General features: G+C 52.7%; 8 protein-coding genes, 1 tRNA gene and 1 pseudogene. 5 read left to right on the plus strand and 5 right to left on the minus strand.

Annotated elements, in window-relative coordinates; all coding sequences use genetic code 11:
- Window positions 1-304 precede the first annotated feature (304 nt).
- Entirely contained in the window at window positions 305-2,884 is a 2,580-nt protein-coding gene (locus IEY11_RS11965) for a X2-like carbohydrate binding domain-containing protein (protein WP_188886650.1), read from the plus strand.
- Window positions 2,885-3,148: 264 nt separating this feature from the next.
- Here IEY11_RS11965 and IEY11_RS11970 read toward each other — a convergent pair whose 3' ends face one another.
- Complete coding sequence (locus IEY11_RS11970; protein ID WP_188886651.1) at window positions 3,149-5,794, minus strand: S-layer homology domain-containing protein; 2,646 nt, start codon at window positions 5,792-5,794, stop codon at window positions 3,149-3,151.
- Window positions 5,795-6,096: 302 nt separating this feature from the next.
- On the opposite strand from IEY11_RS11970, the gene IEY11_RS11975 reads away from it, so the two are divergent.
- Window positions 6,097-9,018, plus strand: coding sequence for an S-layer homology domain-containing protein (locus tag IEY11_RS11975; protein ID WP_188886652.1), 2,922 nt, complete (start codon window positions 6,097-6,099; stop codon window positions 9,016-9,018).
- 97 nt (window positions 9,019-9,115) lie between these two features.
- On the opposite strand, the gene IEY11_RS11980 is transcribed toward IEY11_RS11975, so the two are convergent.
- The 3 genes and pseudogenes from IEY11_RS11980 to IEY11_RS15260 form a co-directional block, all read right to left on the minus strand.
- On the minus strand, window positions 9,116-9,826 hold the full coding sequence (locus tag IEY11_RS11980; RefSeq protein WP_188886653.1) for a hypothetical protein: 711 nt from the start codon (window positions 9,824-9,826) through the stop codon (window positions 9,116-9,118).
- Between the two features lie 178 nt (window positions 9,827-10,004).
- Window positions 10,005-12,689 (minus strand): S-layer homology domain-containing protein, encoded by a 2,685-nt coding sequence (locus IEY11_RS11985; protein ID WP_201309100.1) that lies wholly within the window; start codon window positions 12,687-12,689, stop codon window positions 10,005-10,007.
- Window positions 12,690-12,989: 300 nt separating this feature from the next.
- A pseudogene (locus IEY11_RS15260) lies at window positions 12,990-13,106 on the minus strand (hypothetical protein); the annotation flags it as partial.
- A 447-nt stretch (window positions 13,107-13,553) separates the two neighbouring features.
- Here IEY11_RS15260 and IEY11_RS11990 point away from each other — a divergent pair.
- On the plus strand, window positions 13,554-13,691 hold the full coding sequence (locus IEY11_RS11990) for a hypothetical protein (protein ID WP_158578358.1): 138 nt from the start codon (window positions 13,554-13,556) through the stop codon (window positions 13,689-13,691).
- A gap of 15 nt (window positions 13,692-13,706) precedes the next feature.
- Window positions 13,707-14,300 (plus strand): stalk domain-containing protein, encoded by a 594-nt coding sequence (locus IEY11_RS11995; protein ID WP_188886655.1) that lies wholly within the window; start codon window positions 13,707-13,709, stop codon window positions 14,298-14,300.
- A 44-nt stretch (window positions 14,301-14,344) separates the two neighbouring features.
- On the opposite strand, the gene IEY11_RS12000 is transcribed toward IEY11_RS11995, so the two are convergent.
- Complete coding sequence (locus IEY11_RS12000) at window positions 14,345-15,718, minus strand: S-layer homology domain-containing protein (protein WP_118730003.1); 1,374 nt, start codon at window positions 15,716-15,718, stop codon at window positions 14,345-14,347.
- Window positions 15,719-16,093: 375 nt separating this feature from the next.
- Between IEY11_RS12000 and IEY11_RS12005 the strand changes: the two genes are divergently transcribed.
- A tRNA-Leu gene (locus IEY11_RS12005) sits at window positions 16,094-16,180 on the plus strand.
- The last annotated feature ends 196 nt before the right edge of the window (window positions 16,181-16,376 follow it).

The following is a 16,376-nucleotide window of genomic DNA, read 5'->3' on the forward strand; positions in this document are numbered from 1 at the left end:
CGCATCGCCGCTTTCAGCCGACGGATTGCCACTATCTAAATTATACAATATCCGGCTGTCAATGCAAGGGGTTTTGCGCGAATTTGTGAAAAGATTCCATGAAGCAGAGTGATGATATACAAAATGACAGAGCAGAAATTGTATGTTCTGTGAGGATACCGGAAAATTCTGCGAAAATGCGGGACCAAAACCGGCAGCAGGCCGTCTATTTAGTCAAAAGCCCTGTCTCGAGATAAAAATAACAGTACACAAATAAACAAAAGAATGGTAGAATAAAGGTAAATTATAATAAGAGGTGATAGCTTTGAAAAAAGTCCTTTCCGCCGTACTGACAGCGGCGCTGCTGGTCAGTACCGTGCCGGCTGCCTTTGCGGCTTCGGATATTGATGGCCACTGGGCAAAGTCCTACATTACCGAGCTGCATGAAAACGGCATTATCAATCCGTCTGCCAGCACGGGCAACTACGGCCCGGATGACAAGGTAACGCGCTGGGAGTTCATGCGATACATCAACCGCGCGTTCGGTTTTACCGAAAAGGCGGATATCAGCTTCTCGGATGTCAATTCGAGCGATATTTTCTACGAAACCGTGCAGATTGCGGTCAAGCAGGGCTATATCAACGGTGTCGGCAACAACCGTATGGCGCCGGAGGGCACGCTGACCCGTGAGCAGGCGGCAACCATCCTCGGCCGACTGCACAAGTACACGCCGACGGCTAACCTGTCTGCGCTGGATATGTTCTCTGATCGGGCCAAGCTGAGCGATTACAGCAAATCCTACGTTGCGGAAGCGGTCAAGCAGGGTTATATCAACGGCTACACGAACGGTACCTTTAAGCCGCAGGGCACGCTCAGCCGAGGCGAAATCGCCAAAATGCTGTACGGCTATATGGGCACCCCGCTGAATAAGAACGGCAACGTGTACTCGCAGGCTACGCTCAAGAGCGATACCAAAAACGTTACGATTTCCGTGCCGTGCACGCTGGCCGATGCGGATATCAAGGGCAATCTGTACATCACCGAGGGCGTTCTGGCGGGCAATGTAACGCTTGAGGATGTCACCGTTGCGGGCGATATCATCGTCAGTGGCGGCAATGTAACGCTGGACGGTGTTTCCGCACTTGAGATGGTCGTCTCCAATCCGACCGGACTGACCCCGCAGGTCATTGCGACCGGCAATACCAACATCGGCACCACCGAGGTAAAAACCTCTGCAACGCTGACCGAGAGCAATCTGGCAGCGACTGCAGGCGGCTTCTCCGATCTTAAAATGAACGGCAGCAGCGTCAGCCTGACGCTGGATGCAGCTGTCTGGGACGTTGCCAATGAGCAGACAGGCACCATCCTGACGACCGGCAGCACCTCCATCAGCACGCTTACCGCAAACGGCAGAACCACCGTCACCGGCGGCGGCTCGGTCCAGAAGGCGGTGCTCAACGCCAACGGCTGTGAGCTGACCATGCAGCCGACCAGCGTTGAGCTGGCGAGCGGCGTTACCGCGAAGATTGCCGGCAAGGACGTTGCGGCGTCCACCAGCGTTTCGGTTTCTCCGTCCACGCTGTCTATTGACGTGAACAACAAGGACGCGATCGCGTTCTCCTACGAGTTCACTTTCAACGCGGACAAGAACGATCTGACCCGTGTTTCGGTCAACGGCACCACTCTCAAGCAGGGCACGGATTACAACCTGCTGAGCGACAAGAACGGCATTCGCGTGTACAAAACCTATCTGTCCACGCTCAAGGCGGGCACCTACACCGCAGAGCTGACCTTTGAGGACGGCTCCAAGGCAGCCATCGGTCTGGCGGTCAGCAACTCGGCGCAGAGCGCAGTCAGCCCGAGCCAGATTACCTTTGATAAGTACGAGCAGTCCGCAAACTATGCCGATCAGACGGTAAACGTCGTTCTTCCGGCGGGCACGCGTTTGGATTCCATCAAAATCGGCAGTACGGTGCTCGAGCGCGGCACGGATTACACCTATAATGCAACGAATGGCACGATTCGTCTGCTCAAGGAGACGCTTGCCAAGAAGAGCAAGGGCACTTATACGGTTACATTCGTACCCAATCAGGGTTCGTCCTTTACCTGCTCGCTGAGCGTGGTAGATACCGCGCCGGTGAACGAAGTACAGCCGTCCACGGTCGATTTTGACGCGAACACCTCGTCCGGCGGCTACGCCGATCTGGTGGTAACGCTGAACATGGTAGATGGTGCAAAGCTCAAGAATATCCGCTCGAACGGCAAGACGCTCGAGGAGAACTGGCAGTACAAGATCGAGGGCAGCAAGGTCACGATCAACAAGTCTGCGGTTGCGGAATTCGGCAAGAGCGGTGCATCCTATGCGGATTTCGTTTTTGTGATGAGCAAGGGTCAAAGCCCGACGCTGCGTGTCAACTACGTTACCACTTACGCGCTGACGGCTTCCGTGGTAGATGATCTCGGTCTGCCGATTTCGGGTGCGTCCGTCACCTTCACGCCTTCGGACGCGGAGAGCGGCACGGCAGCGCAGACGCTGACCACCGGCTCGGACGGCACGGCAACCGTTTATGTCAAGCGCGGCTCGTACGTTGTAACGGCAACGCATTCGCGCTTTACCGCGGCGGTTACGCAGACGGTCAAAATCTCTGCAGGCCGCACGGTCAAGCTGACCGGCGAGATTCTCGAGAATGTACAGCTGGTTGTCACCAACGCGTACGGCGCACCGCTGTCCGGTGCGGTTGTCACGGTTGGCGGCAAGAGCATCACCACCGGCACGGACGGCACGGCGTCGTTCAGCCTCAAGCGCGGCAGCTATGTGGCGCAGGTGGCGTGCACCGGCTACTCCGCACAGAGCGTACAGCTTTCCGTAACCGATTCGATTCGTGAGCGCGTACAGCTCAAGTAATTTCTCCAAAATGCAAGCCGCCCGGTTTTCCGGGCGGCTTTTTTGTGCGCTTTTACAGGCGGATGAGGGATAGGGCGCAAGGGCGTCAAAACGGCGCACAGCGGCTTGCGGTTGGGGCGCGATAGGGAAATAAGGGCGGCCTGCGGCACGGCGCAGAGCGGCGGCAGACCGCTGGTGGGTGAGGGGATAAGAAAACCCCCGAGGAGATTTTCCTCGGGGGTTTTCGATTTTGCCGTTCAGACGAAGCGAATCAACAGAGGTTGATTAGTTCGGGTAAACGTCGGTATCCAGCTCATTGGTAACGTCAACAACCAGAACGTCCAGAGTCTTGCCGTCCTTAGCGTAGAACATTACGTTGTTCTTATAGCTGGTAACGTTGCCAGCGCCATCGAAGTTCTTGATAGCGGTCTGGAGAGAGCCATCAGCAACACCGGTCTGAGCGTCGGTATCAACGAACAGTACCATAGTATCGTCCTTGTCGATCTCACGAGCGATGGTCTGGTCAGCAGCAACAGCGCCATTGCGAGCGATGGTTACATTGCCGTCCTTGCCCTTGCCGTCCCATGCAAAGCCGGTCAGAGCGCCGCGGTTCAGGTTGGTCTTGTATACATAGGTGTCGCAATCAGCGTAGCCGTCGGAATCCAGAGTATACTCAACAACAGTGCCTTCTGCGTAAGCAGAACCAGCGGACTGCTTAACCTTCAGAGTGGTTGCCTCGGTGCCGTTCCAAACATTGTACTCAACGTACTCGTTGTTGTCAGCATCCTTAGCGTTGTTCTCAACACCGAAGATGTAAGCGTAGGTCTTGTCAGAAGAGGACGGATTCTTGTCGGTCTTTACGAATGCAACCTTAGCATATGCATAACCGTCAGAATCATCGGTCAGCATATCACCGGAGAAGAGGTTCTTGTCGCTCCAGTTCTTCATGTTTTCGCCGGTAACAACCTTGTAGTCATCAGAGCCGTACTTAACGAATACGGTAGCGGAAGCATTGATGTAGGACAGAGTGGACTTGTCAGCCTTCTTAATCTTGCCGTCATCAACATAGCTGCTTGCCGGAATCGGAGTGTGGTGATCGTAACCAGCATACTTGTTGTTAACAGCTACAATCTTATCCAACTCATACTTGCTGCCAGACTGAGAGTAAGTTACCAGGCTCAGGTTGGTTACACCAGAAGCCAGAGCAGTCTTGTTGGAATCCAGAATATCAGACTTGTCTTCATCGATATCAACAGTCTTGCGAGTGCCATCAGCGAAGAGCAGGTCAGCCTGCCACTTCTTTCCAACGCCTGCGCTCTGAGCAGCTTCAATCATCAGAGCAACATCGGTAGAACCAATCTTGTAGTCGTCAACGTATACAACGTAGCCGCTCTTGATTACTACAGTAACAGTGTTGCTCAGCGCAATCTTAGAAGCATCGCCAGAAGCCAGTGCAGAGGTGTACCAGTTGTTGTCGATACGAATGTCATTCTTGTTATCGCGGGTAGAAGTAATCTTGCCCTCAACAACGTCAGCCTTAACAGCGTCCAGCTTGGAGTTTACCTTGCTGTTGGTGATGATAACGTAGTCGTCCTTCTTCAGACCGGAAACGTCAGAGTTACAGGAATCCTTGTCCAGCTTGGAATAGCCAGAGAAGTTTGCAACGCCGAAGCCTGCCTTGTAAACAACGTTTACATAATCCTTGCCAACGTAGGAAACCTTACCAACCATGTACTTGGTAACGTCCATGCTGATAACCTTGTCGTCATCATTCAGAACGGTCTTAACGTCAGCTGCCTTGGTTGCTGCAGTTGCGTCAGTTACATAATTGGTGATGGTCTTCTGAGTAGCGGTGTTATCCTCAGTTACCTTAGCTTCCTGGTCATTACCAGTGGTTACACCCTGATTCAGGATGGTGTACTTGGTGCCGTCATACTTCAGCTTGTTGCTGCTGATTTCGTAATCGTTAACAACGCCGTTCAGAACAGAGCTGTCGTCGGTCGTGAATACACCGTAAACATCGTCAGAAGCCTTGAACAGAACCTTAACAACACGGTTGGTCAGAGCAGAGTAATCCTTAGCAACCTTGGTGAAAGAAGAAACATAGTCGCCCTTGTATTCGTCAGAGTCCTTCTTGTTAGCCGCGGTCATGGTCAGGGTCAGCTTGTAGGTGTCCTTGTTGGACTCCTTAACAACACCGTTCAGAGTGCCAACAGAAGTCTTCAGACCCATGTACTTCTCGCCAACAGTCTTGTTGTCAGCGCCGGTGTAGGTCTCGTTGGTGTAAACGCCATCACGAAGAACAACGGTCGGAGCAAAAATGGTGTTGTAGATCAGCTGTGCAGCGTACTGACGCGGGCAAGCGGAAGTGAAGGAAGTGTTAACGTCCTCCAGCAGGCCGTTCTCGTCAGCCAGTGCGTTGGTCTTGGATGCCCAACCGGTGCCTACCAGACCAGCCTTCTGAGCGTCGTAACCCAGGGTTACGAGCAGCATCTTAGCTGCTTCCTGAGCGCTTACCTTTTCGTTCGGAACGAACTTGGTGTTGCTCTTACCAGCAATGATGCCCAGAGACTGGCAGTACTTGATGTAGCCGCGAGCCCAGTGGGAGCCAATGTCGGTGAAAGAGGTCTTGTCGTCGTTGTACGCAGAAGCGTCAGAATTACCGGTGCGCAGAACGTAGATCATCTTCGCCATCTCCGCACGGGTTACGGTACCGTTCGGCTTGAAAGAGCCATCGTCGTAGCCGTTAACTACGCCCAGCGATACCAGAGTGTCCACAACTTCGGTGTCAACCTTAATGTCAGCCGAATCCGTGAACGCTGCACCAGCAAACATGGTGAATGCGCAAGCAAACGCCAGTACCAGTGCAAGAACCTTTTTGAGATTCTCTCCGGAGTCGCGATTACCCGAAAAACGCGGGTGAAATTTCAAAAAATCCATCCAATATGTAACATTTCGGAGAAACGCATCCCCCAAATAAGTTACATTTTATGGATGTCATCTGCCTGCCAATCCCAATCGCAAACAAGCATCTATATTATATAAGGTATAACCCGCGTTGTACAGAGCCGGTTTGCGATCTGGCCCCAAGCCAGGCGGCAGCGTAATATTACAAGTAATGTTACACTCATGTTACGGATTGCGAACTTCGCTTGACCCATGGGTTTGACTATGGTAATATACTTAACGACGAGTGAGAACTCGTACAAAAAATTTTAAGGAGGAAAACCCCTATGAAGAATCTCAAAAAGGTTCTTGCACTGGTACTGGCGTTTGCTTGCGCATTCACCATGTTTGCTGGTGCCGCGTTCACGGATCAGGCTGACATCAAGGTCAAGGATGAAGTCGTGGACACTCTGGTTGAGCTGGGCGTCATCGAAGGTTTCGAAGACGGCTCTTTCCAGCCCAACGCAACTGTAACCCGTGCGCAGATGGCAAAGATGATCTATGTCCTGCGTACCGGTAACTCTGACGCTTCTGCGTACAACGATGACAAGACCTCTTTCACCGACATTGGCTCCCACTGGGCTCGTGGCTACATCAAGTACTGCCAGTCCCTGGGCATCATTGCTGGTAAGAGCAACACCATCTTTGCGCCGAACGCATCTGTAACTGCTCAGGAAGCTGCTAAGATGCTGCTCGTAACCCTGGGTTATGACGCTCAGAAGGCTGGCCTGGTAGGTTCCGGCTGGGCTTCCAAGACCAACGCTCTGGCTGACGAGAACGGCCTGCTGGACGATGTTAACACCTCGTTCACCGCAGCTTGCCCGCGTCAGTACGCTGCACAGCTGATCTACAACGCAATCGACACCCCGACCGTTGTATGGCGCGACGATGCTTACACCAGCGTAACCCTGCTGGGCGATGACAACCAGACCGTAGGCGAGAAGTACATGTCTCTGAAGAAGTCTACTTCTACCCTGACCAACGTTGTTAAGACCAACGGCAAGGACACCTACACCGTAACTCTGGACTCCACCGCGTCTGTTGTTGACTGGGATAACACCACCGAGTCCAAGGATTCCGGCAAGGCAATCTTCGAGTTCACCGACGTTAAGAAGGATTACTCTGATCTGCTTTACAAGACCGTTACCGTTCTTCACAAGGATCGCAAGACTGTTTACGGCGTTTTCGCAACTTCCGACAACTCCCAGCAGTCCAACGTTCTGAAGAAGCTGGAGATGGACGGCGCTAAGGTTAAGCTGGACGGCACCAAGTACGATCTGGCTGCAACCGCTAAGCAGACCGTTTATGTAAACGGCGACGTTCTGTACAAGACTGCTTCTGGTTTCACCTTTAACTCTGAGGCAACTGGCGCTACCAAGGCTACTATTCCGGACTTTGTAAATGCTTACGGCAACAAGCCGACTTCTGGCACTAAGTTCGAGGATTCCAAGTACTGGCAGGGTTCTGAGGTATCCCTGATGGCTACCGACGGCACTTCCAACTACTCCATCCTGAAGGTTAAGACCTTCGCTGTAGGCAAGGTTACCGCTGTAGGCTCTGACTACATCAATGTAACCTACAAGAAGGGCGACAGCGACATCATCACCAAGACCAAGCTCGAGAAGGACGATTGGGATTGGTACGATGGCATCAAGAAGGATGACTACGTTGTAGTTTCTGCAGCTGGCAACTACGGCACCGGCAATGGCCTGGTTGAGAAGGCTGACGTTGTTACCGGCAAGGTAACCGGCACCAAGTCTGACGACGGCGTTTCCGTTGGCGGCAACTGGTACACCATGGCTGGTAACGGCACTTCCTTCGTAAAGCGCCCGAACACTGGCTCTAACGTTGACATGGTAGTTGTAAACGGTTACGTTTACTACACCGACACCACTGCAGGCAATGTTGATGACATGGCTCTGCTGATCGAGGCTGCTGCTAAGGGCGGCACCGGTTCTCAGTGGGAAGCTCACATGCTGTTTGCTGACGGCTCTGAGAAGACCGTTACCATCGAGAAGTACTGGGACGACAAGGACAACAAGTCCTTCCCGATCATGCCGTTCTCTGAAGGCAATGCTGCTAACCCGAACGTAGCTACTTGGAATACCACTGCTTCTGCTCTTTCTGTAGCTGCTGCTCCGATTCTGGTATCCTACGAGGTATCTGGTGATGTTTACACCCTGAGCCGCGTTGGTATCGCTGAGATTGAGGACAACGCTAATAAGGGCGAGTTCGCTCTGAACGGCTATGACGCATACGTTGACGCTACTAAGGGTCTGATGACCGACGGCAGCATCAAGCAGAGCGACAAGACCGGTCACGGCACCTCTGACATGAAGATCTACACCCAGGCTGATACTAACGGTCTGAAGACGGACTCCACCGATCTGTCCCGTCTGTACTACGAATCCACCGGCGTTGTATTCGTTAAGTACAAGGCAACTGCTTCCGGCACTGACGCTGATTACAAGGTAATCTCCGGCAAGACCGCTGCTGACTACAACAAGGCTATCGGCAATGTAGCTGCTGTTGCTAACAAGTCCGGCAACTCCTACTACGCTCAGGTAGCATTCATCGACCTGCAGCAGGGCACCACCGGCGGCAGCGATGACAACTACGCAGTAGTTATGGACGACGTTGTTAAGGATACCAACGATGGCACCAAGTACATCGTTACTGCTTGGAATGGTTCTGAGAATGTTACCATCAAGACCGATGATAGCTCTGTTAAGAACCTGAAGAGCGGCGCTCTGATCACCTATTCCGGCGATCTGAACGATGCTGACGTTGACGTTAAGGCTGACCGTGACCATAACAACTACTTCGTATCTAACTACGATGCAGCTTCTGGCGACATCAACCTGATGTCCGGTACTCTGACCGCTGACGCTACTGTTGCTGGCAAGTACACCGGTACCATGACCTCTGCTGGTTCCACCAAGAAGTTCGCAAAGGTTGACAGCAAGGATACTATCGTAATGTTCGTAAACTCTGACGATTCTGAGGGCGTAACCGGTCTGGATTACACCAACATCGATCTGGCTTACGCATTCGACAGCGACTTCTGCACCACCACCAACTCTGGTGATAGCTACACCATCACTGGTCTGTCTGAGGACGCTGCTCCGAACGTAAAGGCTTACTTCGACGACGACGATCAGATCACTGTTCTAGTTGTTGACGTAAACCGCAACATTACCCAGTGGTAATTCGTGGTCCGGCCACAATCCAATAACCCATTTGGCTCCCGCTGAATGAGTAAAGAAAACCCCCGAGGAAAATTTCCTCGGGGGTTTTCCCTATTTTTCACGCAAAAACGGCAAACGAATACTTATACCCGCTCAAATTGAGGGCGCAGTTGCGGCTATTGAGCAGCTGAAAGCCGTCAGCGGTGACGCCGAGGCCGACGCTATCGCCGTACATCAGCGGCACGTCCTCCGAGGCGAGGCCGCCGTAAATGGCGCTGCTGTAACCGGTGTAACAGCCCTCGCGGAACACGAGCACGGCCTTGGGATGGTAGCCAAGGCTGATGGTACGTTTTTCGGTTCCATCGCCGGTATAAGTGCCGAAATGGCACGCAGTTTTAACCGTAAGCGTGGTTTTGACGGTGTTCATGTCACTTTGCAGGTCGGTGTCCGCCGCGGTGCGCGCGTTAGTTTCGGACTCGGCGGCGTGCTCAATCGCGGTCAGGCGGTTGCGCACGTCCTGCGCCAGCTTGTCGCCGTCCACGCAGCCGCTCGGCAGCTTGCCCACTGACGCGTCGCGCACCTGTTTCTGCACGTTTTCGATCGCGTCCTGAACGGTCTGCGCCGGCACGCCCGCACTCGCGGTGTAGCCCAGTTTAGCCGCCGCCGAGAACTCACCCAGCGCGTCGCACAGCCGGTTCAGCGCCTGCCGCAGCTCCTCCGGCGACGAGTCAAAGTACGTTTTCAGCTCCGCCGCCTGCATGTTCGGCTGGTCGGGCAGATTCGCCAAACGCCGCGTGAACGCGCCCTGCCGATATGATTCAAATCCCATTATGAAATACCTCCTGTCCGGCGTCTCGCCGTTTGTTTGAGGTATAGAATAGCCGATTTTTCCGAAATTGCAAGAAAAACTTTTGGATTTTTGCGAATTTTTTCGGGAAAGGGAAAACCCCCGAGGAAATTTCCTCGGGGGTTTTCTTTTTGCAATTACGCCGAAGCAGAATTACGAATTAAGCAACAGCGAAGGTTACGTTAGTATTTGCAACAACGTAAACCAGAGCGTTTACAGTTGCGCCAGCAGCAACCGGGATAGTAGTGGAATCATTGCTATCAGCAGTCTTTGCATTGGTCAGAGTAATCGTCTGAGAAGTAGCCGTGGTGTTGGTGTACTTAACAGTCAGAACTTCGTTAGCTACAACGTAGTCACCAGCCTCAACAGCGTCGCCATTGCGATCCTCTACGGTTACGCCAGCTGCGATAGAAGCAACCTTAGCAGCGTAGGTGTTCTTGATTACGTTAGCGTCAACAACGATCATCTCGATGTCATCGCCGTCCAGCAGGTACAGTGCGTTCGGAACGTACTTGGTAGCAGAGCCAACAGTGTAATCGTCAGCCTCGAACAGCTCGGTGCCGGTCAGGCCGATATCCTTGGTGTCCTCAGAAGAGTTTACATTCAGGATAACGGTATCCTTGGTCAGGTCGTACTCGTTAGCGCCGTCGATAGCAACCTTGCTGGAGGTAGAGCCGCTTACGCCGCCAACCTTCAGAGTGGTGCCGGCTACAGCCAGAGAGTAACGGGTTACGTCCTTGATCTCCGGCAGCTCGCCTTCCTTGGTCTCGATGGTGCTGTAACCGATTACGTCACCCTTCAGACGAGCGTCCTTGTGGGTTTCGGTGGAGTTGTAGGTAACTTCCTCACGAACCTCTACGGTCTCAGTGCCGGTCCATACCTTGTATACGGAGTAGTCGCCGTCCTTGTATGCGTCCTTAACAATGTAGCCGTAGTTGTCGTTGGTGTCGAAGTTGTTCGGCAGGTTAGTGCCGGTAGCCATCTTAACTGCAACGTAGGTAGCCTTGGTCATACCGTTTACCTTGGAGGTGTAACCAACAGCGGTGCCTACCAGTGCGCCAGAACCAACCTTCATAGTCTTCAGCTGCTTGCCGGTGATCTTCTTAGCGTCGGTTTCGTTGGCGCTGTATACGAATACAACAGCATTATCATCGATCGCATTGGTGCCAAACTTTTCGACGCTGTGAGTGGTGTCGGCTGCGGTAGTGCCGTCCGCCTGATTCAGAACAGCAGAAGAAACGTAGGTGTAGTCAACATTGCCGGTCGGCGTCACAAACTTGTACTTGCCTTCCTTAACGGTGTACTCGTACAGAGTGCCTGCGGTCGGGTTAGTACCGTCAACATCAACGGTCTTAACAGTGCCGTCAGCAAACATTACGCGAACCTGCTTGAAGGAGCCGGTATCAACAACCAGAGCCATATCCGGCTCGCCGGAACCAGTGCCAGTGATCTTCTTAGCGTCGAATGCAACGCCGTTTGCTACGAACAGCTGAACAGTGTTGCCGGAAGAGATGCCGCTCATCAGAGTAGCAGTAGCTTCGGAAGTCTTGTACCAGTTGCTTGCTACGCGAACTTCGTGAGACTTAACGCCATTGTAAGCGCCTTCAACAATGTCAGCCTTGGTGATGTCGTTGTTGTCGTTGAACAGATTCGGAACAACTACAGCGTAGTCGTCCTTCTTCAGGCCGTCAACGATGTTGTCGTCAGCGAACTTGTAGGTCTTGCCGCCAGCAACGATGGAAGCAGAAGAAACAGAGGTAACCTTGCCTACGGTCGGCTTAACTACAACTGCGGTGTCGAACTTGCCAGCGTCAGCAGCGTCAGAGAAGGTTACAACAGAACCGGTGTACTGGTAAGCGGACTTGAAATCAGAAGCGGTCATCTGACCCTTGTTAGCGCCGTTCTCATAAACGGTAACCTTGTCGCCGTTCAGAGAGTACTTGGTGCCGTCGATCTTGATCTTAGCGCCATCGGTACCAACGTCAGCAGTGTTAGCGGTTACAACAGAGTCATCCAGGGTGTAAACGCCCAGAACCTTGTCGTTCTTGCCGGTCATAACCTTAACGCGCTGATACATCATGTCGGACAGATCCTCGGAGAAGTCAAGGGTCTTCGGACCAGCCGGAGTAGACAGGCTGTTGTTGTTGATCTTCTTGATAGTGTTAATGATCATATGATCCTTGGAAGTGCCCCACTTGCCGGTAGCAGTCAGGGTAGCTTCGTAGGTGGTCAGATCGAGGTACTTCTCACCAACGGTCTCACGGTTACCACCGCGGTCGGTGTACCAGTCAAAGCCGTTTGCATCGGTGGACCATACAACACGGTCTGCATTCAGGGTGTTGTAGATGATCTGTGCAGCGTACTGACGCGGCAGAGCGGAGTACAGGTCTGCATTAACATCGTCCAACAGCTTGTTCTCGGAAGCCAGACCGATGGTCTTCTGATCCCAGCCTGCGCCGGTCAGACCGCACTTAGCCGGCTGGTAACCCATGGTTACGAGCAGCATCTTGGCAGCCTCAACACCAGTTACGGTTGCGTCCGGAACGAACTTGGTAGCGGACTTACCAGCGATGATGTTGTTAGCCTGGCAGTACTTGATGTAGCCAGCAGCCCAGTGAGAGCCGATATCAGTGAAAGAAGTGGTAGCAGACTTGTAGGAATCTGCATTGGTGCTGCCCGTACGAGCAACATAGATCATTTTTGCCATCTGAGCGCGGGTAACGGTACCGTTCGGCTGGAAAGAGCCGTCCTCAAAACCGTCGATTACGCCGAGGGCAGTAAGAGTGTCCACAGCTTCGGTAGCCTTAATGTCGGCCGAATCCGTGAACGCTGCACCAGCAAACATGGTGAATGCGCAAGCAAACGCCAGTACCAGTGCAAGAACCTTTTTGAGATTCGCGGGAAAATCGCAAAAAGACTTTAAACACCTGAAAATGCCGGAAAATAGACGGTGTATGCAACAATTTCGCAAAAACAAAACCGCCGCAAACATCCACAAACTGGATATCTGCGGCGGAATATGTACCGAAAAATCAACAGAAAAAAATAATTTTAATATTGCTTCACAGCCTGAAACCGCCCGTTCCACCGTTACAACAGCCTGCTCCTGCGTATACCCATCCTTAGGACGGAATCGGTTATTCTCCTTGCCTGGCATAATGCCGATCTCGCGCATCGCATACACGCTGCTGCGTGCCCAATCGCCAAGCTGGGTATCATCGGCGTTTGGTTTATCGCTTGCAGCACCGACTCCCGCCGTCATGCTGCCCGCGATCAGCGCGGCTGCACACAAATAACGCCGTTTTTCATAAAAATACCTCCTGCCTGTGAGGTTCTTCACTTACTATAACCGGTAGACGGGGGAAGTGAGACAAAGTTCTCTCAAAAAACTTATTTTCGTGTCACAGTTGACAGGGGCAGAATGGTTATATACTATATATTGTATATAAATTCATTTGGCAAGGGGATAGGGAGCATGAAAAAACGAATGGTTATGCTGTCCGCGCTCGTGCTGTGCGGCTGTATGCCGATGCAGATATCGCATCGCTCGGCATCGTCACCGGCTGCGAGAATGGCACGTTTCAGCTGACGCGCGAGCTTTCGCATCAGGAGGCAACAGTGATTCTGCATCGACTGTACAACGTGCTGTACGGCACGGTTTCGAGCGAAAATTCTGCGAAAATCTATGCCGACAACGCAGTATCGGCCTTTGGACGAAGAATTCGGTTTACCGATGCAGCAGGGCGGCATCCTGCAGGGCAAGAGCGGTAGCAAATTCTGCCCGAAGGATGGCTGCACCATCGAGCAGACGCTCGTCATTATGCTGCGCATGACGCAGAAGGCGTAATCAGGGAGGAAAATCATGCGTATTGTGAAAAAATACTGGCTGCCGCTGCTGGCGCTTGTGCTTGCGATTGGACTGGCGGTCTGGCGAATCGGCTATCTGGAGCGGACGAACACGTCGCTCAGCATAGAAATCGGCAGCAGGGAAGCTCTGCAGAACGGAGAGCCGATTACGCTGGAGAATCCGGTTATTCTGTACAAAAACGAGCCGTATGTGCCGCTGAAAGAGATCGTTGAGCGCCTTGGCGGTACGACAGACGGCAAAACCTACACACTGCACAGTGCTGAGACCGCTGTCTCCGGTGTGGAACGGAATGGCGTATTGTACACGCCGTTTTCGTACCTGTGGGACAGCCACATTCCGCAGATACGGTGGGATAAGAGCCGCAACCGCATTATCATCACCGAGGCACCGGATGAAATTCCACTGACCCGCCGGTGGCTGTTCTGGCGGCACAAAACCGTGCGCGGACTGCGTGTCGGAGACAGCGAAGCACGGTTCCTCGATCTGTACGGCTCGCCGGACGCACGGGACGAAACGATGGTGGACCTGCTGCGTGTCACCATCGAAAACGGCATCGTAACCGAGATTTTCATGGGACGTTATGAGTAAGCAAAAGGACTTCGTCAAAACGAAGTCCTTTTTTGTATGGCTGGTTATTTGATGATTTGATACATGCGCTCGATGGTCACAATGGACTGCTCTGCGGTGTAGCCGTCGGTTGGGCAGAACCGATTATTTTCCTTGCCCTGCATGATGCCGGTCTGGCGCATGGCGTAAACGCTGCCGCGTGCCCAGTCCCCAAGCTGTGCATCATCGGCGTAGGCAGGGTCGGCGATCAACTCGGTCTGGCCGCCGAGTGCTGCGTACAGGCGGTCGAGCATGGTGGCCGCCTCCTGGCGGGAGATGGTCTTGTACGGACGGAAGGTGCCGTCCTCGTAGCCGGTGACAATGCCGAGTGCGGCGGCATTGTTCACGTTCGGGTCGTCACTGCAGTCGGCGAACTTGGTTTCCGGAGCCGGAATCTCCTTGTTGGGATAGATCTTGTTGTACAGGTTCATCGCCAGCATGGTGAAGTTTTCGCGGGTAATGTCCAGCTTGGGATAGGAGAACGACTCGATGAGACCGTGCTCTTCTGCGGCAGCTACTTCGGTCTTGGCCCAGCTGCTGTACTCCTTGACGTTTGCGGGCAGCAGGGTTTCGCCGCCCTTGCCATCCAGCAGATAAGATTTTGTGCCTCTGCTGCGTGTGCCGATAAAGTGCTGATCGTACCAGAAAATCTGGTTAAAATCATGCTTGCCGACAAATTTTCCGGTTTTCGGGTCAAACAGACCGCAGGTGCCGTTGCCGTCCGCGCCTGCCTTGCCAACACGTTCCCACTTTGTGCTGCCGGTCTTTGCGATGAAGAAATCGGCGTACCAATCCGGTACCATGTCGATGTCATCGAGGATGATGTTCATGTCTCTGTCGGCCAGAGCAAAGAAGGTGACATCTTCAATCAGCGTAGCCGGACCATCGCCGGAATACGGGTCATATACCGGCTTTTTCGCGTTTTTGAAGAGCACGAACACATTGCTGTTTGGCTCATACGTCGCAAGCTCATAACCGGACGGCAGCTTCATCGGCGTCAGTTTGCCGGTTTCATCGGCGAACCAGTAGCTGGGGTGATGATCAGCGTCGTACTGGCTAACCAGTGTTTCCGTGCCGTCAAGCGCAATGTAATAATCGTACTCCACAGGAACAACCAGCTTGCCGGTCGTTTTGTCCAGAATACCATACTTGTGTGTGCTGTCAGCTGTTAGGTTAACCAAATACTGTTTCGCGTTGAGGTTCGAGAGGATAATTTCACAGTTTTCACCGGTAAAGCCGAGTGTTTTCAACTGACCGTAATCCTTGATCTCCTGCTGAACCTTAGTCATAGCCGATTGCAGCGTATCCTGTGCCGAACTGGACAGTTCCGCCGCCTGCGCCGAGAACAGCAATGCACCGCTCACCACAACACCGAGTAACGCCTTCTGAAACCGTTTCATATTTTTTCCTCCTTTTCACTGTTAATGCTTATACTCTCTATCCTGTATATGACAATAACGAATGCCATCGACAGCACGGCCGCTGCTGCGGTGGGGCCATTACCATATATTAGCTTAGACGTTTGTTCCGTATGGTTTGTTCCGCATGTTTCAAAAATTTTTTCTCTGACATCGAATTGGTACGTCAAATGCATAGCCGGAACGCATGGAACGCGTACCGTATGCGCGTTTCTGTACAGGAGAACTGTTATATTTATTGTATAGCTTTTTCCGGAAGGACGCAACAGGAAAGCAGCAGAGGCGGGATTGAAAAATCCTCAAACCGGCGGCGCACATGTTTGACAGACCGAATCCATTCTGGTATAATATTTACACGCCGCCATGGCGGAACTGGTAGACGCAGGGGACTTAAAATCCCCCGGAGTTAAACCCGTGCCGGTTCGATTCCGGCTGGCGGCACCATGAGAAAGCACGGTATCGGCAAGATACGGTGCTTTTTTGTTACAGATTTTGAGTGTCCGGAAAGTCTTTCTAACAGATTTCTAACAAATCGAATTTCCAATAGATTTTTAGACAGAGGTAAGTCGGCAGTTGTGGTATAATGACTGTGGAAATAGAGAAGTGTCAGTCTGCCATGACCGAAATCAGGAACAAGAAT

The organism is Butyricicoccus faecihominis (assembly GCF_014648015.1).
Taxonomy (GTDB): Bacteria; Bacillota; Clostridia; order Oscillospirales; family Butyricicoccaceae; genus Agathobaculum; species Agathobaculum butyriciproducens.

What these genes read in the sequence shown, in the direction of transcription:
- IEY11_RS11975 (WP_188886652.1), top strand. Translation starts at nt 6,097, where the DNA reads ATGAAGAATCTCAAAAAGGTTCTTGCACTGGTACTGGCGTTTGCTTGC.
- IEY11_RS11980 (WP_188886653.1), bottom strand. Translation starts at nt 9,826, where the DNA reads ATGGGATTTGAATCATATCGGCAGGGCGCGTTCACGCGGCGTTTGGCG.
- IEY11_RS11985 (WP_201309100.1), bottom strand. Translation starts at nt 12,689, where the DNA reads ATGTTTGCTGGTGCAGCGTTCACGGATTCGGCCGACATTAAGGCTACC.
- IEY11_RS11995 (WP_188886655.1), top strand. Translation starts at nt 13,707, where the DNA reads ATGCGTATTGTGAAAAAATACTGGCTGCCGCTGCTGGCGCTTGTGCTT.
- IEY11_RS12000 (WP_118730003.1), bottom strand. Translation starts at nt 15,718, where the DNA reads ATGAAACGGTTTCAGAAGGCGTTACTCGGTGTTGTGGTGAGCGGTGCA.